This is a genomic window from Cumulibacter soli, from assembly GCF_004382795.1.
Lineage (GTDB): Bacteria > Actinomycetota > Actinomycetes > Mycobacteriales > Antricoccaceae > Cumulibacter > Cumulibacter soli.
Genome location: NZ_SMSG01000002.1, coordinates 207,662 through 229,836, shown reverse-complemented (window position 1 = coordinate 229,836; position 22,175 = coordinate 207,662). Strand labels below are relative to the sequence as shown.

19 protein-coding genes are annotated in these 22,175 nt (G+C 63.8%); 3 read left to right on the top strand and 16 right to left on the bottom strand.

Features of this window, described 5'->3' with window-relative positions:
* Window positions 1–21 precede the first annotated feature (21 nt).
* The 12 genes from E1H16_RS04875 to E1H16_RS04825 all read right to left on the bottom strand — a co-directional run bounded on the left by E1H16_RS04875 (window position 22) and on the right by E1H16_RS04825 (window position 14,298).
* A complete protein-coding gene (locus E1H16_RS04875) occupies window positions 22–1,629 on the bottom strand; it encodes an ABC transporter substrate-binding protein (RefSeq protein WP_134322578.1) in 1,608 nt (535 codons plus the stop codon).
* 472 nt (window positions 1,630–2,101) lie between these two features.
* Complete coding sequence (locus E1H16_RS04870; RefSeq protein ID WP_134322577.1) at window positions 2,102–2,962, bottom strand: DUF1684 domain-containing protein; 861 nt, start codon at window positions 2,960–2,962, stop codon at window positions 2,102–2,104.
* Window positions 2,963–3,049: 87 nt separating this feature from the next.
* Window positions 3,050–4,189, bottom strand: coding sequence for an LLM class flavin-dependent oxidoreductase (locus E1H16_RS04865; RefSeq protein ID WP_134322576.1), 1,140 nt, complete (start codon window positions 4,187–4,189; stop codon window positions 3,050–3,052).
* Window positions 4,190–4,191: 2 nt separating this feature from the next.
* Window positions 4,192–5,295, bottom strand: a complete 1,104-nt coding sequence (locus tag E1H16_RS04860) for an LLM class flavin-dependent oxidoreductase (protein WP_134322575.1) — start codon at window positions 5,293–5,295, stop codon at window positions 4,192–4,194.
* Window positions 5,292–6,968, bottom strand: a complete 1,677-nt coding sequence (locus E1H16_RS04855) for a dipeptide ABC transporter ATP-binding protein (protein ID WP_134322574.1) — start codon at window positions 6,966–6,968, stop codon at window positions 5,292–5,294. Before E1H16_RS04855 ends, E1H16_RS04860 begins: the two co-directional genes overlap by 4 nt.
* A complete protein-coding gene (locus E1H16_RS04850; protein WP_134322573.1) occupies window positions 6,969–7,898 on the bottom strand; it encodes an ABC transporter permease in 930 nt (309 codons plus the stop codon). It abuts the gene before it with no gap.
* On the bottom strand, window positions 7,895–8,875 hold the full coding sequence (locus E1H16_RS04845) for an ABC transporter permease (RefSeq protein ID WP_134322572.1): 981 nt from the start codon (window positions 8,873–8,875) through the stop codon (window positions 7,895–7,897). Before E1H16_RS04845 ends, E1H16_RS04850 begins: the two co-directional genes overlap by 4 nt.
* A gap of 7 nt (window positions 8,876–8,882) precedes the next feature.
* Window positions 8,883–10,292 (bottom strand): ABC transporter substrate-binding protein, encoded by a 1,410-nt coding sequence (locus E1H16_RS04840; protein ID WP_208378857.1) that lies wholly within the window; start codon window positions 10,290–10,292, stop codon window positions 8,883–8,885.
* 188 nt (window positions 10,293–10,480) lie between these two features.
* Complete coding sequence (locus E1H16_RS04835) at window positions 10,481–11,872, bottom strand: NtaA/DmoA family FMN-dependent monooxygenase (RefSeq protein ID WP_134322570.1); 1,392 nt, start codon at window positions 11,870–11,872, stop codon at window positions 10,481–10,483.
* Window positions 11,873–11,891: 19 nt separating this feature from the next.
* On the bottom strand, window positions 11,892–13,142 hold the full coding sequence (locus E1H16_RS04830; RefSeq protein ID WP_134322569.1) for an LLM class flavin-dependent oxidoreductase: 1,251 nt from the start codon (window positions 13,140–13,142) through the stop codon (window positions 11,892–11,894).
* A gap of 189 nt (window positions 13,143–13,331) precedes the next feature.
* Window positions 13,332–13,460 carry a hypothetical protein gene (locus E1H16_RS18890; RefSeq protein ID WP_279586356.1) on the bottom strand — a complete coding sequence of 43 codons (129 nt, stop codon included), beginning with the start codon at window positions 13,458–13,460 and terminating at the stop codon, window positions 13,332–13,334.
* A 190-nt stretch (window positions 13,461–13,650) separates the two neighbouring features.
* Window positions 13,651–14,298, bottom strand: coding sequence for a vitamin K epoxide reductase family protein (locus E1H16_RS04825; protein WP_134322568.1), 648 nt, complete (start codon window positions 14,296–14,298; stop codon window positions 13,651–13,653).
* A gap of 127 nt (window positions 14,299–14,425) precedes the next feature.
* Here E1H16_RS04825 and E1H16_RS04820 point away from each other — a divergent pair, with 127 nt between their 5' ends.
* Together E1H16_RS04820 and E1H16_RS04815 are read left to right on the top strand one after the other, a co-directional pair.
* Window positions 14,426–15,385 (top strand): SMP-30/gluconolactonase/LRE family protein, encoded by a 960-nt coding sequence (locus E1H16_RS04820; protein WP_208378856.1) that lies wholly within the window; start codon window positions 14,426–14,428, stop codon window positions 15,383–15,385.
* A gap of 18 nt (window positions 15,386–15,403) precedes the next feature.
* Window positions 15,404–17,110: a class I adenylate-forming enzyme family protein gene (locus E1H16_RS04815; RefSeq protein WP_134322567.1), complete on the top strand. Its 1,707-nt coding sequence runs from the start codon at window positions 15,404–15,406 to the stop codon at window positions 17,108–17,110.
* A 108-nt stretch (window positions 17,111–17,218) separates the two neighbouring features.
* Here the strand turns inward: E1H16_RS04815 and cysK are convergent, their stop codons facing one another.
* Complete coding sequence (gene cysK, locus E1H16_RS04810; protein ID WP_134322566.1) at window positions 17,219–18,151, bottom strand: cysteine synthase A; 933 nt, start codon at window positions 18,149–18,151, stop codon at window positions 17,219–17,221.
* Window positions 18,152–18,212: 61 nt separating this feature from the next.
* Window positions 18,213–19,073, bottom strand: a complete 861-nt coding sequence (locus E1H16_RS04805) for an SMP-30/gluconolactonase/LRE family protein (RefSeq protein WP_134322565.1) — start codon at window positions 19,071–19,073, stop codon at window positions 18,213–18,215.
* 130 nt (window positions 19,074–19,203) lie between these two features.
* Here E1H16_RS04805 and E1H16_RS04800 point away from each other — a divergent pair, with 130 nt between their 5' ends.
* Window positions 19,204–19,533 (top strand): YnfA family protein, encoded by a 330-nt coding sequence (locus E1H16_RS04800; protein WP_134322564.1) that lies wholly within the window; start codon window positions 19,204–19,206, stop codon window positions 19,531–19,533.
* A 64-nt stretch (window positions 19,534–19,597) separates the two neighbouring features.
* Here the strand turns inward: E1H16_RS04800 and E1H16_RS04795 are convergent, their stop codons facing one another.
* Both E1H16_RS04795 and E1H16_RS04790 read right to left on the bottom strand, forming a co-directional pair.
* The gene (locus E1H16_RS04795) at window positions 19,598–20,401 is read right to left on the bottom strand and encodes a dihydroxy-acid dehydratase domain-containing protein (protein WP_134322563.1); all 804 of its coding nucleotides are present in this window, start codon (window positions 20,399–20,401) and stop codon (window positions 19,598–19,600) included.
* The gene (locus E1H16_RS04790) at window positions 20,398–22,005 is read right to left on the bottom strand and encodes a dihydroxy-acid dehydratase domain-containing protein (protein ID WP_134322562.1); all 1,608 of its coding nucleotides are present in this window, start codon (window positions 22,003–22,005) and stop codon (window positions 20,398–20,400) included. Before E1H16_RS04790 ends, E1H16_RS04795 begins: the two co-directional genes overlap by 4 nt.
* Between the last annotated feature and the right edge of the window lie 170 nt (window positions 22,006–22,175).

Genomic DNA, 22,175 nt, shown 5'->3' with positions numbered 1-22,175 from the left:
AAGGGTTATCGCGGTCGGTGACTACGCGCTGACATAGGTGTCGAACAACTGGATGCGTGAGGACGCGTCGTAAGTGATGTCGTGAATATGTGGTCCGTGCGCCAGCACGGTCGTGAGTTCGACGACCGGGACCGAGACGTAGTCCTGAACGAACGTCTCCTGAAGTTCCGCGAGCACATCGGCACGTATCGCCGGATCGATTTCGGCCGACTGTGCGACCAGGAGGTCATCCAGTTCAGACGCGGGCAACTGGTAGCGGTTCGCGCCGCCGCTCCAATAACTGGATCGCAGAATGTCCGGATCTGCCCGGGTGATGTTGCCCCAGAAAATGTCGAAATCGCCTTCGGCAAGTACTGCCGTTGTCTCGCTGATCTGCACTTCCTGGAGCTGCAGGTCGATGCCGGCGGCCGCCGCCTGTTGTTGGATGAGTTCGAGTGCGGGTTTGTTGGTGCCGATGACCGCACTCCAGGAGATTGTCAGGCTGAGTTTCTTTCCGTTCTTGGCGTAGATTCCGTCCTCGCCGGCCGACCAACCGTCGTCCTCGAGTAGTTGCTGGGCGCCGTCGATATCGGTGCCCAGAAGTTCTTCCTGGGAGGCGTAGTAGGGCGTCGTGGAAGCCAGGATGCTGGTGGCCGGCAGCGTTTGCGAGGTGTAGACGGTGTCCACGATCTGCTGGCGGTCGATCACCTTCGAGATCGCCTCTCGCACGACGGGGTCGGCGCCAAGCGGTCGCCCGTAGTTGAACCCGAGGTTGAACACCACGCCGGGGTTGGAGCGGTCCTGAAGTTGAACATCGGTGCCGGTGAATGCTGCTTCGTCTTGGGGGCCGATGCTGCTGATCGCATCGACCTCACCCGATTGCAAGCTGCCGGCACGGACTCCGGACTCGGGCACGATCTGGAACGTGATCTGATCGAGGTAGGCCTCGCCATCGTGGGTGAACAGGGATGATCCCCAGTCGTAGCCGTCACGCTTCGCCAGAATGATGGACTGATCCGGCGTGTAGTCCTCGAGCACGAAGGGGCCCGATCCCACGACGCCTTCGCAGCGCTCGTCGTCGCTGAGTTTCGCGCTTTGCGGCGAGAGCAGTCCGAGGCTGTGCGTAGAGGTTGCCTGCAGGAACTGCGCATTCGGTTCGTCGAAGGAGATCGTGACCGTCTGCGGATCGACGACGGTCGCTCCGGTATAGCCGGTCAGGTACCCCTGGGCCAATGTCCCGCGTGCGCCGAGGTCACCGATCGCATCGAAATTGGCCTTGACCGATTCAGCGTCGACCGGTTCCCCGTCGCTGAATGTCGCGCCGTCATGCAGGTGGAACGTGAACTCGGTCGCGTCGTCGTTGATGTCCCACGATTCGGCGAGCCACGGCACGATTTCCCCGGACTCGGGATCCTGATCAGTGAGGGAATCAACGACCTGGCGCGCGGACCATATCGCGTCGTTGCTGCCGACTTGCTGCGGATCAACGCAGCCGGCATCGGAACTGACGGCGAACGTCGCGTTACCGCCCGGGCTGGGAGAGCGCGCGTCGCTGGAATCAGCAGAGGCACCACCGCACGCGGTGAGTGCCAGCGAGGCGAGTGGGAGGAAGGACAGAGAGATGCGCAGATGAGTGCGTTGCAGACGCATGAGAGTTTTGACCTTTGTCAGGAGATGTGGCGTCACGCGCCAACGGGTGGCGATTACGGTGATACGCGTAGTGGCCAAACCATCGCGGCCGGAGTGCCGATGGGTGACGAGAGGGAATGCGGGCTGGGGTGGCGCGACTAGCGCGGACAGCGCATTCCGGCAGCGAGTGCCAGGTCAAGGTAGAGCCGCCATGCGGCGTCGTATCCCTGCAGGTGCGTGGTGGCGATACGGAAGGTGCCAGCAGTACGCATGGGGCCGTCCTTTTCTTCGCCGATATCGTTGGGGTGTGGCCGAATTGCCTGGTTGAAGAATAAACGACTGCCCTAGGTTGCACAAGTGGCAACGAGGCGGTGTGGCGTGCCTCATAATCGCGCATGCCTGATATATCTAGGGTCTGCAAGAACGCACAGGGCGGGCCTTCGGGGGAACCCCAAAGACCCGCCATGTTTGGGAAGCGGCTAGATCGGCTGTGCTATCGGTACAACTCCGGAGCGGTGATGCCCGATTCGGTAACGGTGCCGACGAGTCGACTCGTCGGCGTCTTCTCTCCTGCCTCGACGGCTATCGTCAGGCGGTTCTCGGCCGGCGGCAGCGGGCAGGTAGCGAAGTCGGTGTGTGCGCATGGCAGGTTCGTCGCGCGATTGAAGTCGATGACCGTATTCCCGGCGTCATCCGGAGCGGGGATCGATAGGCTCCGGTTTGCGCTATAGGTAGTGACGCCGCTCGTTTGATCGGTAAATAGCGCGAACAGCGAATCTGGCGTGTGACCGGGGAACACAGTGAGTCGGATCCGCTGACCGTCGAGGTCGAACTCGACTTGTCCAGGGGAGTCGTAGACGTGCTGCAGGTCGTCCACGGCGGCACCGACGGTGACGGCGCGGGGCTCATCCCATGGCAGGAAGCGTGCCTTCACACGCCAGGTTGCAGATGGATCAAAGGTCGGATTTCCCTTGTATTCGGCGAGGAACGGGTTATCTGCTCGTCGCGGTCGTAGCAGGTCCCGCCCACCTCGGCGCGCTACTTCGATCACCCCACCGTCGAATGCGACATCGACGCCACCGCGCTCGGGTATCGGTCCGAATTGGTGTCGGCCGGTGATCGCAACACCGTTGAGGGTAAGTGATTCGGCGCCATCGAGCTCGACGACTGGGCCGTTGTCGCCGGTGCTCCAGGTGCCCGGCGCGTCGGGCAGCGTGATGGGCTGATCGCCGAGCCAATGCAGGCCGGTTATGGCCAGGAATCCGTGCTCGTGTGCACGTAACTTTTCGTGGTCGGCATGCCACCGCGCCCATTCTTCGGCGAACTGGTGGGCGTCGATACCGGTAGCGGTCATGAGTTTCTCCTATGTCAGGCAGCGGCGGCGAGGCCGGTCGCTGATGCTGCGTGTTCGGTTCCTAACGGGCGAGCTGATGATGGGGACTTAGCCGAGCCACTCGGTTGCTAGTAATTCGTGTGAGCGCACTCGGTCAGAGTGATCGTGAGTGACCGAGGTGATGAGTAACTCGTCAGCGCCGGTGGCGTCCTGTAGGACGCGCAGGCGCTCGGCGACACGCGCGGGTGAACCCACGAACTGAGTGCGAACGCGATCCTCGACGAGCGCCCAGTCTTCGCTCGAGAACTCGTTGAGCGCAACCTGGTTGGGCGAGGGGTAGGGAATCGCGCCCGCGCCGCTGCGGATGCTGTGTACCCAGGTGGGATAGGGCGCAGCGAGCGCTTTCGCTCGTTCGTCGCTCTCGGCGACCACGACATCGGCCGAGACCACCACGTAGGGTTCGGCTAGCGTCGCTGAGGGGACGAATGCGGCGCGGTATGCCTCAACTGCGTCGAGGACAGCCGACGGCGCGACGTGATAGTTGGCGGCGAACGGTAAACCGCGCGCACCGGCGAGCTGCGCGCTCTCACCACCGCTGCTGCCCAAAAGCCAGACCTGTAGCTGCGCGCCCTCGCCCGGCACCACGTGCACGGGATCGCCTGAAGGGCCGATGAAGGAGCCGTTCAGCAGTGCCTCGACGTCTGAGACCTGTTCGGCAAACGGCGGTGGTACGGCACCTTCCTGACGCAGCAGCACATCCTGATTCCGCAGCCGATCTGAGGTCAAGAGCTTGGTGATGTCAACCGGCGCCGGTAGTAACAGCCCGTTCACCGTTCGTTCCTGACGCCGGGGGTTGGTGGGGGCGGTCGCCGGCGCTGCGGCGACCGTGGCGAATGCTTCCTGGCGGCGCTGGCCTGTCCTGCCGAGCCCGAGATCGAGACGCCCCGGGTGTAACGCATCGATGGTGCCCCACTGCTCGACGAGCGCGGTCGCGGTCGTGTTCCCGGCGAGTACGGCGCCCGACCCTACCCGGATTCGTTTTGTCGCTGCGGCAATCAGTGCGATCAGGACGGTCGGTGAGGAGCTCGCAACGCCCGGATTGAAATGATGTTCGGCGACCCAATAGCGGTTGTACCCGAACTGCTCGGCCTGCTTCGCGAGATCGATGGTGTTGCGCAGCGCATCCGCGGCACTCGAGCCGTCGGGGATCGGTGCGAGATCAAGGATGGACATGGGGATAGTGCTCATTCTCAGATCGCCACCTTCTCCGACGCGGAGTGATTGTGCTGAATTTCCGAAGCCGGATTGACTGGGGCGGCCAGGGGTCTGCTCGGCAGGTCGCGACGAAGTTCCGGCGCGACCTCGCTCTGAAACAGTTCCAGAGAAGCGCGGTGTTCGGCCGTGCTCTGGCCCTCACCGTCGGCGTGCAGGTGCAGTACCTCGTTGCCTAGGTATTGATGGATGCGACGAATCTTCTCGCCGACTTGCTGGGGACTGCCGATCAACGCCGAACTGCGGTCGACGAAATCCTCATACGAGGCGAATACCGGCTGAACTCCGCTAGCGGCCAGTGCCTTCTCGCGCGCCACGTAGAGCGGACGGAATGCCTCGATCGCGTCCTGAGACCGTCTGGCGATCGAGAACCCGGCCGTGCCTGCTCCGACCAGCGCATCACGCGGGTCCCGCCCGGCCTCGGCCCACCGGCGCCGGTAATAGGCGACGAGGTCGGCGTACGGCTCGATCGGGTTGGTGACGTTCGCGGAGAACAGAGGTTCGCCATATTGAACCGCCAGATCGACGGACCGTTCGCTGGTGGCGCTGCCGTGCCACACCCGGATCGGGCGCTGGAACGGCTTCGGCCAGACTTCCGCGGTATCAATTGGTGGTCGATACCTTCCCTGGAAGGACACTGTCGGCGTACGCCATAGCTGTCGGAACAGCTCGTAAGATTCCTTGTTGCGGTCCCATTGGTCCTCTGGCGTGACCGCGAAAAGTTCGCGCTGCGCGGAGCCGTTTCCTTTGCCGATGATGAGTTCCAGGCGTCCGTCGGCGAGGTTGTCGAGCGTTGCGTAGTCCTCGTACGCGCGGACCGGATCCAGCAGTGCCAGTGTCGTGACACCGGTGAATAGCCGGATGGTGCGGGTACGGGCAGCGATGTGGCTCAGGACCACCGGTGGCGATGAGGAAATAAATGGCCGTTCGTGCCGCTCGCCAACGGCATAACCGTCGTAGCCGAGTTCCTCGGCCAGTTCGGCGTGCTCGATCACGCGGCGCAGCCGTTCGTGCGTCGACGTTTGGACTCCGGTGACCGGATCCGGAGTATGAGTGATCAGGGTCAGGACGAGGAATTTCATTTCGATACTGCTCCGATCGGTACGCGATCTGCGCTGCTGCGTTGCCCGGCGATTGCCGCCAGCAGGTCGCGGGTGTAGTCATGTCGGGGATTGGTGAACAAGTCGTTGGTGGCGCCGGCCTCGACGATCTCGCCGCGGCGCATGACCGCCGCGCTGTGGGCGATCTGCCGAACTACCGCTAGGTCGTGGGTGATGAACAGGTAGGTCAGTTGCTGTTGCGACTGCAGTTCGACGAGTAGTTCCAGAACCTGGGCCTGTACGGACACATCCAGCGCGGAGACCGGTTCATCGAGTACGACGAGTTCGGGAGAAAGAGCTAGTGCGCGTGCGATCGCGACCCGTTGCCGTTGCCCACCAGATAGTTCGGTTGCCTTGCGTTTGAGCGTCGCGTAGGGCAATGCGACACGGCCGATCAACTCCGCGGCACGTCGATGTCGATCCTCTTTGCTGCCCACGTCGAAGACCCGCAGCGGTTCGGTGACGATATCCGCGACGCTCCAACGTGGGTCCAACGACGCATAGGGATTCTGATAGACCAGTTGCGCGCTCCGGCGCGCGTCGCGCCAGGCGGACCCGCGTAGGCCGTTCATCTGCCGGCCGGCGACCGTCACCGTGCCCGACGTCGGCTGCTCCAGGCCGAGCACCAGACGCGCTGTGGTGGATTTCCCGGATCCGGATTCGCCCACCAGCGCGAGGGTGTGCCCGATCCGAATCTGGAAACTTACGTCGTTGACCGCGCGCAGCGTGCCGCCGCCCGGAAGGTCGAACTCCTTGACGAGATTGACGCTCTGCACCAGTGGCGGCGCTGCAGCGTTGGCTGTTGCGATCCGAGCGGGATCCGGGGAGCTGACATCAATGCTCTCGGCCGTGTCGCCGAGGCGTAGCCCGGGCGCGGCTTGCAGCAGCCGCTTGGTGTAGTCGTGCCGCGGTGCGTGTAAGACCTGCTCGGTCGGTCCCTCCTCGACGATTTGCCCGTTCGACATCACCACGATGCGCTGCGCGCGATCGGCGGCGACACCCAGATCGTGCGTGACCAGCAGCACTGCCATGTCCTGTTCGTCGCGCATCGTCTCGATCGCATCGAGGATGCGTGCCTGGACGGTCACGTCAAGTGCGCTGGTGGGTTCGTCAGCGATGAGCAGGCTGGGTTCGGCGGCGGTGCCGATCGCGATCAGTGCGCGCTGGCGCATACCGCCGGAGAGTTGGTGTGGGTACTGTTTGGCGCGCACCCCGGGATCGGGTAGCCCAGCCCGATCCAACGCCTCGATTGCAGCGTTGGTTGAGGTGCGGCGATCGGCTAGCCCATGCGCACGCAACACTTCGGCGACCTGCGGACCGATTCGTTGAACCGGATTGAGCGAAATGGTCGGGTCTTGTGGCACCAGTCCGATCTCACGCCCCCGGAGCCGTCGGTAGGTACGGTTCGAGGCGCCGGCGATTTCTTGGTCACGCCAGCGGATCGAGCCACCGTCGATGCTCGCGTTGGCTGGTAGGAGGCCGATGATCGCGTGGGCGAGCGTTGACTTACCGGAACCGGACTCGCCGACTAACGCGACGACTTCGCCGCGCGATACTCGTAGGTCGACCCCGCGCAGCGCAGCAGCCGAGCCCGAGCGGGTGCGGTAACTCGCGTGTAGGTCCGTCACCTGCAGCAGTGGATTGGTTGCGGTCATTTATGCTCGGCTCCATTCGCCGTCCAGGGCGCGGGAAACGCGGTTGACCGCCAGCACGGTCGCCGCGACCGTCAGGCCTGGCAGAGTAGTGAGCCACCACGAGGTGGCCAGATAGTTTCGTCCTTCGGCGACCATCGATCCCCACTCCGGCGTGGGCGGGGGAGCGCCGTACCCGAGGAAGCTCAATGAACTGACCGCGAGGATCGCGACGCCAAACTCCAGCACCGCGAGCGCGATGATCGGGCCGGCTGCATTCGGCAGGATGTGCCGTCGCAACGTCGTCCACCCCCGCGAGCCCACCGATCGGGCGGCCTCGACATAGGTGGCTTGGGCGACCTTTAACGTTTGCGACCGCGCGACTCGCGAAAACGTAGCTATAGAACCGATCGCAACGGCGATCGCCACGTTCAGCGTGCCGTATCCGAGTGCGGTGATAAGCGCCAGTGATAGCAGAAGGGCGGGAATCGCCAGCAGGACGTCCACGACCCGCATGATCGCCTCGTCCACCCATCTACCGATCGTCCCGGCAACCAGACCTAGCAGGCCGCCGACGATGAGCGCGATCGAGACGGCAACGAGCGCTGATTGCAGCGATAAAGCGGTTCCGTGCACCACCCGGGTATAGATGTCGCGACCAAGTTGGTCGGTGCCGAAGAGGTGTTCGCCGCTAGGTCCTTGTAGATGATCGTCAGGATCTCCGGTGAGTGGGTCACCGTCGGCCAGGACATTCGGGGCGAAGCATGCCAGCAGAACCATGCCGAGGAACAGCACGCTGAGGATCAGCCCGGGTCGCGCCAGTGCGAATGTCAGCCATCGCGGCAATCCACGTCGGGCAGGCGGTGGAGCACTGTCCAACGCATCCTCACGGGAACCGAATTCCGGTGATACCGCAGGCGGCGTCTTACGTTCAAGGGTCGCTGCCTCGCTCATACCAGCACCTCCTTCGTGGCGGCCGGTCGTTCTTTAGGCACTTTGTTCCGGGCGATTGCGACGCGGGGATCCAACAGCGGATAGATCACGTCGACAATCAGGTTCACGGTGACGAACACGAGCGCGCCGAACACTACGATGCCTTGTACAAGTGGAATGTCTTGCGCGGTGACGCCCTGTACGGTCAACCGTCCGATGCCGGCTCTGGCGAACACGGTTTCGACGACCACCGCACCGGCCAGCAGGTTGCCGACGAGTACGCCGGCGATCGTGAGCGCGGGTAGTGCTGCGTTGCGTAGGGCGTGCCGCAGTAAGACGGCTGCTCGCCCTACGCCTTTGGCGCGTGCCGTCGTGACGTACGCGTCGTGCAGGGCAGCTCCCAGCGATTGCGAGAGCACCTGTGCGAACACCGCGCCGATCGGCAGTGCCAGCGTGATTGCCGGCAGTACGAGACCGGCGATGCCTTCACCGCCTACCGCGGGAAACCAGCCGAACTGGAAGCTGAAGATCTGCACCAGCACCAGGCCGACCCAGAACGTCGGCAGGGACACCGCCAGCGGTGGGAGCGCCAGCAACAGTTGACGCGCCCAGCGCGATTCGGTACCGCTTGCGACAAGTGCGAGCAGGCCGCCGCCGATCACGGCGAGCCCGAGCGCGAACCCCGCGAGGGCGGCAGTCGACGGCAGCGCACCCATGATTGAGTCGGTGACCGAGCGGCCATTCTGAATCGAATTGCCGAAGTCGCCTTGCAACGCGGCCCACAGTCGTTCGCCGTACTGCACGATCAGTGGCTCGTCGACGCCGTACTCTGCCCGTAGGTCGGCGATCTGCGCCGCCGACAGTGGGACGTCCGACGCCGAGGTCATCGCATCGACGACGTCACCGGGAACCAGGTAGAGCACCACGAAGGAGACCGTGAAGGCAGCCCATAGGACGCCGATCGCGAGGCCTAATCGGCGCAGCAGGTATCTGGCCACGTCGCCGTCACCCCTTGTCGTCGATGTAGGTGTCGAACAGTTGGATTCGCGAGGATGCGTCGAAGGCGATGTCATGGATGTTCGGCCCGTGGGCCAAGACAGTGGTGAGTTCGACGATCGGGATCGCGTAGTAGTTCTGCACGATCAGCTGCTGAGCGTCGGCGGCGTACTCGGCCCTTTGCTGCGGATCCGCGACTGCGCCCTGAGCGTCAAGCACCTCATCGAGCTCCGATGGCGGCAGCGAATACCGGTTTGACAGGCTCGTTGAGTACGTTGATCGCAAAATGTCCGGATCGGCGCGGGTCACGTTGTACCACCAGATGTCGAAGTCGCCTTCGGCGATCACGGTTGCCGAGTCGCTGACCTGCAGTTCCTTGAGTTGTAGGTCGATGCCGGCGGCTGCGGCCTGCTGTTGAATCAATTCCAAGGCGGGTTTGTTGGTGCCGATGACCGCACTCCACGAGATTGTCAGGCTGAGTTTCTTTCCGTTCTTGGCGTAGATTCCCTCCTCGCCGGTCGACCAACCGTCGTCCTCGAGTAGTTGCTGGGCGCCGTCGATATCGGTGCCCAGCAGGTCCTCTTGAGAGTCGTAATAGGGCGTGGTCTCGGCGAGGATGCTGGTGGCAGGCTTTGTCTGTGAGGTGTAGACGGTATCGACAATTTGCGGGCGGTCGATCACCTTCGAGATCGCCTCTCGCACGATGGGGTCGGCGCCAAGCGGTCGCCCGTGGTTGAACGCGAGATTGAATACGATGCCGGGGTTGGCGCGGTCCTGAAGCTGGACATCGGTGCCGGTGAATGCTGCTTCGTCTTGGGGGCCGATGCTGCTGATCGCATCGACCTCACCGGACTGCAAGCTGCCGGCACGGACTCCGGACTCGGGCACGATCTGGAATGTGACCTGATCGAGGTACGCCTCGCCGTCGTGCGCGAAGAGTGAGGAACCCCAGTCGTAACCGTCGCGCTTGGTCAACACGATGGACTGGTCCGGGGTGTAGTCCTCGATCACGAACGGGCCCGATCCCACTACACCGGCGCACCGTTCGTCTTCGCCGAGTTGCACGCTCGCTGGTGAGAGCAGCCCGAGGCTGTGCGTGGACGTTGCCTGCAGGAACTGCGCATTCGGTTCGTCGAAGGAGATCGTGACCGTCTGCGGATCGACGACGGTCGCTCCGGTATAGCCGGTCAGGTACCCCTGGGCCAATGTCCCGCGTGCGCCGAGGTCACCGATCGCGTCGAAGTTGGCCTTGACCGCTTCGGCGTCCACCGGCTCGCCATCGCTGAACGTGGCATCGGAGACCAGATGGAACGTGAACTCGGTCGCGTCATCATTGATCTCCCACGACTGCGCCAGCCACGGCACGATGTCACCGGATTCCGGATCCTGATCAGTCAGCGAGTCAACGATCTGTCGCATCGGCCAAATAGCGTCGTTGCTGCTGGCTTGCTGTGGATCGGCGCACCCTGCATCTGAACTCACCGCGAATGTCGCGCTTCCGCCTGAGCTCGGCGTGCTGTTGTCCGACCCTTCGGCACCGGCTCCGCTGCAGGAGGCTAGCGCCAATGTCGGGATCGCAGCGAGAGATGCAAAAAGGAAGCGGTGCCTCATGATGCTGCCGCTTCCAGATCACCGGCGCGCTCGGCCCAGACGGTCGCGGGCGTCGCGGGTGTGAGTCCGAGGTTCTCTCGCAGGGTTGAGCCGGAGTCGTATTCGGCGCGCAGGGCGCCGCGCTCCTGCAGCAACGGGACGACTTCATCGACGAAGCGGTCCATGCCATGCGGCACGATGTGCGGCACCAAGATGAAACCGTCGCTGGCCCCGGCGAGTACGAATTCGTCGAGCTTGTCAGCTATGGTCCTCGCGCTGCCGACGAATAGTCCGCGGCTGGTCACCTCGACAATGAGTTCGCGGATGCTGAGGTTCTTCGCCTCGGCCAGCGCGCGGTACCGCTGCGCGGTTTCCAGGACCCCGTCGACGATCCGGGCACGGCCTTGAATGATCGAGATCGACTCGACGTCGGGATCGACCTTCGGTAGCGGTCCATCAGCGTCGTACGACGATAGATCCCGATTCCAGACCTGCTCCAGCAACAGAATGGCAGTTTGCGGGCTCACCTGCTGTAGGCGCACTTCGCGGTTGATCTCCTCGGCGTCAGCATCCGTATCGCCGAGGATGAACCCGACTCCCGGAAGAACCTTCAGGTCGTCGGCACTACGGCCGTTTCGTACGGCGCGGGCCTTGACGTCCCGACTGAACGCGATGCCCTCATCCAGCGTGCCGTGCCTGGTGAAGATCGCGTCGGCGGTCTGCGCGGCGAACTCACGGCCTTGTGCAGAATCACCGGCCTGCAGAATTACCGGGTGCCCCTGCGGCGGCCGGGGTACGTTGAATCGCCCGCGGATCTCAAACTGATCCCCGGTGTGTGCGAACGCTCCCGCATTCTCCTCGTTGAGGAACCGGCCGGTCTGCTTGTCGGCGGCGATAGCGTTCGGCGCCCAGGAATCCCATAGTTCGCGAGCGGTCTGCACCAACTCTCGGGCGCGTTCGTAACGTAGTTCGCGATCTAGATAGCCGCCGCGGCGGAAGTTCGCGCCGGTGAACGCATCAGAACTGGTGACGACATTCCACGCGGCTCGGCCGGCAGAAAGGTGATCGAGCGTCGCGAATTGGCGAGCGACTTCGTACGGTTCGTTGAACGTCGCGTTGATGGTGCCGATCAGCCCGAGATTGCTGGTGACCGAGGACAGGGCGGCCAATACGGCGAAGGTGTCGGGTCGACCCACGACGTCGAGGTCGTGGATCTTGCCGCGCTGTTCGCGCAGTCGAAGTCCCTCGGCCAGGAACAGGAAATCGAACTTTCCGCGCTCGGCGGACTCGGCCATGTGCTTGAACGACTTAAATTCGATCTGGCTGCCGGAGTCGGGATCTTGCCACACGGTGGTGTTATTGACGCCCGGGAAGTGTGCGCCGAGGATGATCTGTTTGCGGGTACTCATGGTGGGAAGTCCTTGGTTGTTAGGCGATTGCGGCGTAGCGGTTGACGGCCTCTGGTAGGCCGAGTCGCTGGCGCAGGGTGTCTTGCTCATATCCCGCGCGGAACAGCCCCGCGCGCTGTAGTGCGGGAACAACGCCGCGGGTAATCGCCCGCAAATCGTCCGGGAGTACGGCGGGGCGCAGCCGGAAACCGTCCAGCCCCGCCGCAGACCACTCGACGAGCTGATCGGCGAGTTGCTGGGGTGTGGTGGCGACGATTGCGGCGTCGGAGCGGAGGTCGGTGCCGTCCGAGGCATTCAGCCGCGCTAGCCGCTCGGTCGCGCCCCGCTGAGTCTCATTCAGCAGTACGAGTAGGTCGGCGTGGATAAGCAGCGGGGTGCCGGTGCGGTTCACCAAACGTTCGGCGTCGCGTACTTGAGCGACCAGGTGCGGGATGTCGTCGATCGTCTGCGGCGTGATGAAGACCAGATCTGCGCCTCGCGCCGCCAGTTGGTAGGGGATTGGTGCGTGGGCTAGCGCCGTAACGACCGGCTGGCCCTGCGGTGGACGCGGTGTGATCGAGGGTCCCTTGACGCTGAAGTGGTCGCCTTCGAACTCGATGTAGTGCAACTTGTCGCGATCGATGAACCGGCCGGTTTCGGCGTCGCGGATTTCGGCGTCGCTCTCCCAACTGTCCCACAGTCTGCGAACCACCTCGATCGCATCGGCGGCTTCGTCAAACAACTCACCGATGACTCGGCGACCGTGTTCGGTTCGCGCCCACTTCCGGTCTATCTCTGGGATGTCTCGCCGCCCGAAATGCTCGGACTCGTGACGCCGGCTGGAAACCTGCACTCGCCATCCGGCTCGGCCGTTACTCGCGTAGTCCAGTGAGGCGATGGTCTTCGAGACGTGGAACGGTTCGGTGTGGGTGGTGGTGACCGTCGGAATGAGGCCGATCGAGGACGTGATTGGGCCAAGCGCCGAGGCGAGGAGGGCGGCGTCGAGCCGACCGCGCACCTGGTCGGTGCGGTGGTCCGCACCAGTGCCGAAGTGCTCGGACTGCAGACCCAGAGAGTCCTCGATGGTGATGAAGTCCAGCAGGCCCCGTTCTGCCTCAAAGGCGAGGTCGGCCCAGTACGCGCTGGTGAACAGGTCGGCCGGCCGAGCCCCGGGTTCGCGCCATGCGGCGGGATGCCAACCGGCGCCGTCGAGGGCGACGGAGAGCTGAATCGACTTAGGGGCCGGCTGATCGGAAAAGTTGGGTACGACGGATGAAGGAATTTGTGGCATGCGAAAAGACCCTTTGTCAGAAAAGGAGGGCACATCGACGGCGACCCGCGGCGCAGTCAGGTGGACTGCAGTGACTCAGAGTGGGGGACGCCTAGGACTCGCGGATTAGTGGATGCGAGCTGCGCATGACGGACGGAACGCCGTCACGGCGAAGATGTGTGAAATGACGTGGACTACGAGGAACCGCGTCTAAGGGCGACAGCGCATGCTGGCGACGAGACCGAGATCGACGTACAGCCGCCATGCGGCTTCGTGATCGGTCATGTTCTGCTGATTGTGCGTGGGGGCCGCGGAGATGACGCTGTGAACGGTACGCATGTCCAGCATCTCTCCTCACTGATCGCACAATAGGAACTGGTTGAAGACTAAACGACGGGCTGTGCAGGTGCAACCGATGTGCTCCAGATCACCATTGCTGTGGGAATCCGCAGCGCATTCCTCGGGATGAAGAGGAACAACCCGCACACTCTGCATGTGCGGGTTGTTGCCTCAGTGCGCGCTGAGGCGTTTAGAAAAAGGCGTAGCGGAAGGCGATCAGCACCATCGTGGTGACGGCTGCGTAGGAGATCAGCGTCAGCAGCCACCAGAACCGCCCCAGGAATCGGGAGATGCCGGCCGCTGCGACGTTCGGGCCGAAATGGCCGTCGGCGAGGGTGAAACCAAGCGTGCGCCAGAAGATTGGGATCACGCAGGCCCACACCACCATGCAGTACGGGCACAAAGCGCGGATTTCGTACAGGCTCTGGAAAATCAGCCAGCCAACCAGGACGATGCCGTACGTCGAGCCCACCAGTAGCCAGCGCCAGAACCAGCTCGGGACGCGCGCGGAGGAGAGGGCCAACGCTCCGGAGAGGATCACGATGGGGAAGGCGGCCAGACCGATGAACGGGTTGGGGAATCCGAACAACTCCCCCTGTGAGGAGCCCATCACTGTGCTGCACTTCAGTACGTCGTTGATACTGCACGTCGGCATGTAGTTCGGGTCTTTGAGCATTTCGACGCGTTCGGCGCTGAGGATGAACGATGCGATGAAACTCAGGACGCCGCCGACGACGAGGATCCAGCCCAGCGAGCGTGGCGGGGGCGCGTCGTACTCTTCGAGTTCCTCGTACTCGTCCGAGTCGTCGTTCACTTGCGCTTCGAGGGCTTCGGTCATGGCTACATTGTGCGCGCTGAGGGTGTGCGGTGCGCGTCTTGCCCTGCGGACGGTCGTTGACAGTGAACAGGCTCACTTCTACTTTGTGTAGTGATCAGTCAATCAGCCGATGGAAGGTCGCATCACCATGCCCGCTGCAAGTCAGCCCGACCCGATGCCGCAGGTGCGTGAGATCACGCGCGAGTTGGATTTCCCGGAGGGGCCGATCGCGATGAGCGACGGTTCGGTCATCCTCGTGGAGATCAAGCGCGGGACTCTGTCGCGAGTGAGCCCGGACGGTGACATCAGTGTGATCGCGGAGCTTGGCGGCGGTCCGAATGGTGCGGCGCTGGGACCGGACGGCGCGGTGTACGTATGCAACAACGGTGGCTTCGAGTGGCATCAGCGCGGCGAGTTGACCGCTCCCGGCGGCGAGCCGGACGACTACATCGGTGGACGGATTCAGCGCGTGGTGATTGACGGCCCGGACGCCGGCCAGGTCACCGACCTCTACACCGAGTGCGAGGGTCGCAAACTGCGCGGACCGAACGACATCGTCTTCGACACCACCGGCGGATTCTGGTTCACCGATCTCGGCAAACACAAGGATCGTAAGAGTGACACCTCCGTGCTCTACTACGCGGCCGCGGACGGTTCAAAGATCACCGAGGTCGTGCACCCATTGACCAGCGCAAACGGTGTCGGCCTCTCGCCGGACGGTTCGAGAGTGTACGTCGCCGAGACGCACACCGGCCGCGTATGGGCGTGGGATATCGATCAGCCGGGTTCGGTCCGTCGCGACGGCGTCGGCCCGGGCGGGGGCCACCTGATGCACGGATTCTCCGGTTACCAGCTACTGGACTCGCTGGCCGTCGACGGTGATGGCAACGTGTGCGTGGCGACCCTCGTTACCGGCGCAGTGAGCGCGATCTCGCCGAAAGGGGAACTTCTGTATCAGATTCCGGTTCCCGAGCATGACTTCTTCGTCACCAACATCTGCTTCGTCGGTGGAGATTCACACAAGGCGTTCGTGACGTCCTCCGGCCTCGGCCGGTTGTACGAGGTCCAATGGCCAAGCAGAGGCCTCGACCTCGCCTACTCGGCTTAATCGGAAAGGAGCACACACATGACTGATGCACCCACAATCACCCGTGCGGAGCTAATCGAGAAATTCACCGGCCCAGGCCAGGAATTCGAGATTGTCGAGCAGGAGATCAACGGCATCCCGTGGCGCGTGTACAAGAACGGGCCACAGACGCTGCGCGACATCGCGCTGACCGCAAAGCAGTTCGGTGATCGCTACATCACCGCGTACAACGGTGAACGAGTCACCTACGCCGATCATGCCCGACAGGTTTTGGGTCTGGCGAAGGCGCTGCAGGAGGACTACGGGCTCGTCAAGGGCGATCGCATTGCGGTAGCGATGCGGAACTACCCGGAATGGGCGGTGTGGACCCAGGTCACCCACATCCTCGGGCTCGTCATCGTGCCATTGAATGCCTGGTGGACGGCTCCGGAATTGCAGTACGCGATTGACGATTCCGGGGTGAAGTTGGTGGTTGCCGACGGTGAGCGCGCCGCGATGCTGGCGCCACAACTGGCCAAGGACGGCATTCCGCTGATCGAGGTACGACCGAGCGCGCCGACCGAGGGTGCGCGCCAATGGAGTGACCTGTTGGCGTCGTTGGACTTGGATGCTCCGGTACCGGATGTCGAGGTCCTACCCGAGGATGACGCAACGATTCTCTATACCTCCGGTACCACCGGGCGTCCGAAGGGTGCGGTGGGAACGCACCGTAACCACGTGACGAACCTGCGCAACACGCTGCTCGGTGCCATGGTGAGCGCCGCGATCGCCAACGGCGGCGAAATCCCGGAGCCGGATCCGGACGCGCCGCAACCGAGTGCTTTCTGTACGTTCGCGATGTTTCACATCGCCGGCGTGACCTCACTCGGCTTCGGCATGATGATCGGCGCTAAGACGGTCACTCAGTACAAGTGGGACCGCGCGGAGGCGAGCGAGCTCGTTGTGAGCGAGGACGTAACCAGCATCGGCGGCGTGCCTACCGTAGTGCGGGCCGTACTTGAGGACGTCGCGGCTAAACCAGAGCGGTACCAGAACCTCACCGGCATCAGCGCCGGTGGAGCGCCGGTGCCGCCAGACCTGATCGATCGGATCGGTTCGCTGTTCCAGCGTGCGGTGTCCCCAGGGAACGGATACGGACTGACCGAGACCACTTCCGCGGTCGTGTCCAACACCGGCGCTGACTACCTGGATAACCCGAACAGCGTCGGTCGGTGCCAGCCAGGTACAGACGTGCGAGTCGTTGAACCGGATACCGGTCGCGATGCACCGGAGGGCGGACTCGGCGAACTATGGTTCCGCGGGCCGAACATCGTGCGCGGCTACTGGAACAACCCAGAGGGTACGGCGGCGGCGTTCACCGACGGCTGGTTCCATACCGGCGATATCGGTCGAGTGGAGGACGGCTGGGTCTACGTGATGGACCGAATGAAGGACGTCGTCATTCGTGGCGGGGAGAATATCTACTGCGCCGAAGTCGAGGCCGTGCTGTACGAGCATCCCGGAATCGAAGACGTGGCGCTGATCGGCATTCCGCACGAGGAGTTGGGTGAGGAGGCCGTTGCGGTCGTCGTCCCGCGTGAGGGGGCAACCCCCAGCGAGCAGGACGTAAAGGACCATGTCGCGCAGCGCCTGGCGAAGTTCAAGGTGCCGTCCCAGGTCGTGTTCATGCCTGAGGGGCTGCCGCGAACCCCGACTGGCAAGGTGCTCAAGCGGGACTTGCGCACCACGATCGCCGCACCGCAGTAGCGACCCTGATCTCAGATATATCAGGAAGGGATGTCCACGAGTAGGCACGTGCCTACTCGTGGACATCCCTTCCTGGTTTGTACTTCGTTGCGCCGAAGGCGCGATTCGCTATCGAACGTGGTCGAACAGTTCGGTAGATAGGTACCGCTCGCCGGTGTCGGCGAGGATCCCCACGACGGTTTTGCCGGCGAACTCGGGACGCTCGCCAAGGCGACGCATTGCCTCCAGGACGGCTCCGGAGGAGATGCCGGGCATGACGCCTTCGGAGCGCATGATTTCACGCGCGGTCTCGATCGCGGTGTCTTGCGGGATCCGCACTACTTCGTCGATGAGTTCCATGTCCGTGGTCGGGGGTACGCCGTTGCCGCCGGTGATTCCCTGGATCTTGTGCGGCTGCCACTCACCACCATTGAGCACCGGTGCTTCGTCGGGCTCAACGCCGATCACCTTGACGTCGGGGTTCACCGAACGTAGGTAGCGACCGGTGCCGGACAGGCTTCCGCCGGTCCCGGTGGCGCCGACGATCACGTCGACCTTGCCCCCAGTATCGGACCAAATCTCCGGACCTGTGGTGCCCTCGTGAATTGCCGGGTTCGCGGGATTGCCGCCCTGACCGGAAAGAAAAGCGGTCGGGTCGGCTTCGATGATCTGACCGGCGCGCTGATTGGCGCCGGCCATACCCTCAGCGCCAGGGGTGAACTCGACCTCGGCGCCGAGCGCCTTGAGCAGCAACAGGCGTTCGTTCGAGACGTCGTCGGGCATGACGAGAACTACGCGGTACCCCAGGGACGCGCCGACCCAAGCGAGCGCGATTCCGGTGTTGCCCGAGGTCGCTTCGACGATGGTGCCGCCCGGGCCGAGTCGCCCGTCAGCTTCAGCCGCGCGCACGATCGACAGACCGGTGCGATCCTTGACGCTAGACAACGGGTTGAAGTACTCGAGTTTCGCCAGCAGCCGCGCCGCACTATCCGGGGCGAAGCGGTTGAGTGCGAGTAACGGCGTGCGGCCGACGACGTCGGTCAGGCTTTCATATACGGGCATGCGGAGATCCCATCGGCTGATTCGTTGACAATGCAACTGTATCGCCGTGGTCCGCGGCGGTTCACACTGTGGCTGCGGTGATCGGCGCCCCGGCTACGTCGACACGTCCGTGGAAGACGGCTCCCGGCCCACCGTCGCGCGCGATGGAGGTCGCGAACAGGTCTTTGCCGTCGGTGCCGCCGAAGCAGAGGCTGGCAACGAAGGTGGCGTCCATGGTGACCTGCAGGTCAAGTTTTCCGTCGGGAGCGAATCGTCCCACCGAACCCGATGGTCCGAGCGCGACCCAGATAGCGCCGTTCTCATCGACCGCCATCCCGTCGGCGACGCCGGTAGGTGACTCGATCACGACGCGTCGGTTTCGGTACGTGCCATCGGCCTGTCGATCGGCAGCGATGACGGTCCCGCGGTGTACGTCGCAGCCGTAGAACGTCGAGCCATCTGGTGAGAACTGACAGCCATTGACCCAGAGGACGTCGTCCACCACCGGCACGGTGGGCTGGTCGCCGCCCACGGCGACGTATTCGCCGGGGACTGGCTCCTCATCGGTAAATGGGCGAAACCGAAGCTGGCCGACGACGATGCGTCCGTCGGGATCGACGGTGAGGTCGTTGATACCTCTGACGTCCTCGGCGAGCTCGTGGATAATCCGAGTCGTGCCATCCGCGGCCAGGTGGGAGATATCGCGGCCAGAGATGACCAGTCCGCCGTCAGCATGTCGCGCCATGCCACCCACACCGCGTCGCTTAGCAAGCACGGTCGATGTCTCCGAGGTGTCCGGGGACCATTCGTAGATGCCGCCACCGAGAACGTCGGAGAAAACGACTCCTCCCGCTGGTGTCGCAACAGGAGCTTCGACGAGTTCGTATCCGCTGGCGATCAGTTCCATGAGTTCTCCCTGGCTTGACTCGACTGTTCTGCTCACTCTGGCATTGCGTGGCGCCGACGGCTAGAGACCGGCGGCGGAAACATGAGGCTGTGCCTCGTAGGGAGCGGCCGGACTGTGCGCGCGGTGCTCGGCTTCGTGTTGACGCAGCGCCGTGCACAATAGGGCGATGATCGCTCGTTCCGTGCTGTTGTTCGTGCTAGCTGCCATCGCCGAGATCGGCGGCGCCTGGCTTGTGTGGCAAGGGATTCGCGAACATCGCGGCTGGTTATGGGTCGGCGCGGGGATTATCGCTCTGGGCGCCTATGGGCTCGTCGCGACGCTGCAACCCGACGCGAACTTCGGACGCATCCTCGCGGCGTACGGCGGTGTGTTTGTCGCTGGATCATTGCTGTGGGGGATGATCGCGGACGGATTCAAACCAGATCGATACGACGTTATTGGCGCGATCATTTGCCTGGTCGGTGTCGGCATCATTATGTACGCGCCCCGCGGGTGAGCAGCCAGCGATAGGTGGCTCGCGCCGCCGTTCGTCACGTCGACGGCGGCGCGAGCACCCGCACTTAGAGCGCGTCGTAATTCAGCGGGCTCTCGATCGGTCCGGGATATTCGATCCCCGCGGTGACGGCGGATTCATCATCGACGCCGGCCGGTAGCTGAAGGCCGAGCTCAGCGAGGGAACTGATACCGCACTCATGGGCTAACGCGGCAAGTCCGCTCCAGATCGTCTCCGGCACCGCGAGGTCACCAAGCACCCCGCCGCGCAGATCATCGGCCAGTGAGTTCGTCCGCGCCGACCCGTCGACTTCGGCCCGCAACCGCAGGCAGGCGGCGTTCAATTCGTCCGGCGCTTCCTCAACCGACACCTGCACGGCCAGCTGCAGCCGCTCGAGCAGAGCAACGGTGGCGAGCACATCCGCGGACGCCGACCGTAGCCGCGGGACGACGACCAGCCCGGGAATTCTCAGCCGGATTATCGTTTGCGCAACGCCGAACATGCTCGCAGGAGTTGCCGCTGTGCCGATTAAGGCGTCGTACCAGTGACCGCGGACGACGAGCTCGCAGGAGTCCGCGGCGAATTCGCGGGCCTGCACGGCGTCCGCGGGCTCGGATTCGTGCAGCGCGACCGGGACCCCGAAGTGTCGAGAGGTCAATCCGGCGGCCGCGCACGCATCGCGGGTGATGTCGAATGCGGCCTGCAGTGCCCGTGCCTCGGGGCGCGCCTCGTTGACGCATTGGGCGACGCCGACGAACGGTTGTTTCATATCGCGGTCGGTCAGGCCCAAACCGTAGAGGTAGGCGCGGTGCAGCGCGTTCTGGTAGCCGGAGGTGACGTAACGGTCCGAATGAGTCTGGCGTTCGGTCACGAGGCACACTCCGCGGCGACGGCGCCATGACGCGCGGATCCGGCACGGTTCGCGTACTTCCACAGCACGCCGTTGACCACGGGACGGTGCGGCGTGAACTCGGACAGCCGCGCGGCCAGTTCCTCCGGCGTCAACGCCACATCGATCGTGCCGGTATCAAGATCGATCGTGATCTCGTCGCCGTTACGCAGCACTCCCACCGGACCGCCCAGTGCGGCCTCGGGGCTGATGTGTCCGACGCACAGCCCGCGGGTGCCTCCGGAGAATCGTCCATCGGTGATCAGCGCGACGTCCTCGCCGTGTCCCTGGCCATAGATTGCGGCGGTGACCGCGAGCATCTCCGGCATTCCTGGCCCACCTCGCGGACCGACATTGCGGATCACGAGCACATCTCCGGATTCATACTGTTGATCCAGCACGGCCTGCATGCAGTCAGCCTCGCTCTCGAATACCCGCGCGGGGCCGGTGTGCTTATGTACGGCCAGTCCTGCTGCCTTGATCGCTGCGCCGTCGGGCGCGAGGTTGCCGCGCAGAATCTGGGTACCGCCGCGGGGGGAGCGTGGCTGCGTCATCGGGCGGATCACGGTCTGATCGGTCGGCAGTTCCAGGTGTCCGTACGTTTCCTGCAGGGTCGTGCCTTGGATGGTGGGGGCGTCGCCGTCCACGAGGCCTTCGTCGATCAGCATTCGGATGATGAGTCCCACCCCGCCTGCCTTGTAGAACGCGAAGTGCCCCTGCTTACCGCCGGGCAGCACGTCAACGATGTACGGCGTACGCGCGAAGACCTTCTCCAGTTCGAATACATCCAACTCGATCCCCGCTGCTGCGGCGATCGCGGGTAGATGCAGCGCGGCGTTGGTGGACCCGCCGATAGCAGCGACGACCGCCGCCGCATTGAGCAACGACTGACGGGTGATGATTTCGCGGGGGAGCGGACCACCGTTTTCGATCATCTGGAGTAGGTGTTCGCCGGCGGTGCGGGCAAGCACTTCCCGGTTTGCCCAGGAGCCGGGAGGCCCGGAACTTTCCACCGGGGAGATCCCCAACGCCTCGCCGACGCAGGCCATGGTGTTCGCGGTCGCCAAGACGCCGCACGCGCCCGCGGTGGCGTTCGAGTGTCGGGTGATGTCGTTGAGGTCGTCTTCGGTCATGGTGCCGGCGCCCACTTTGCCGACACCCTCCACGACGCCCATACCGTCGGGGCGCTTACCGCGATGCAGCCCGCCCTGCGAGTAGCCACCGTAGATGTAAATCGATGGGACATTGGCCGCGGCGATGCCCATCATCAGACCAGGGTTGGTCTTGTCACAGGCGCCGAATGCGATCACGCCGTCAAGCTGTTCGTTGCGTACCCGGAACGCGAGTGCATCGGCGAGTAGGTCGCGCGATGTCAGTGAGGTCAGCATTCCGGGTGTGCCCATCGCTATTCCGTCGGTCACGGACGGGACGCCGGATACGGTCGCCTCGACGCCGAGGGACAGCAGTTCGCTGCGTACGGCGTCCACCTGGCGGATGATCGGGAGGTTACAAATCGACACGTCGTTGCCGGCAGACACGATGCCGACGCGTGGTCCGCCGTCCGGTTTGGGTTCACTACTGGCCATGGCGTTTCCCCTGTTTCGAGTGTTCGTTATCTACGGTGAACATAACGCAGGCTGGCCGAGACGGTAACCCTGAAGCGGCCAGCGAACCGATTAAGGCTGTGCGGTGCTGAACCATAGTTCGTCGCGATGGGGGTCGGTCGTGACGACGGGCAGCGGGATCGGCCGAAGCG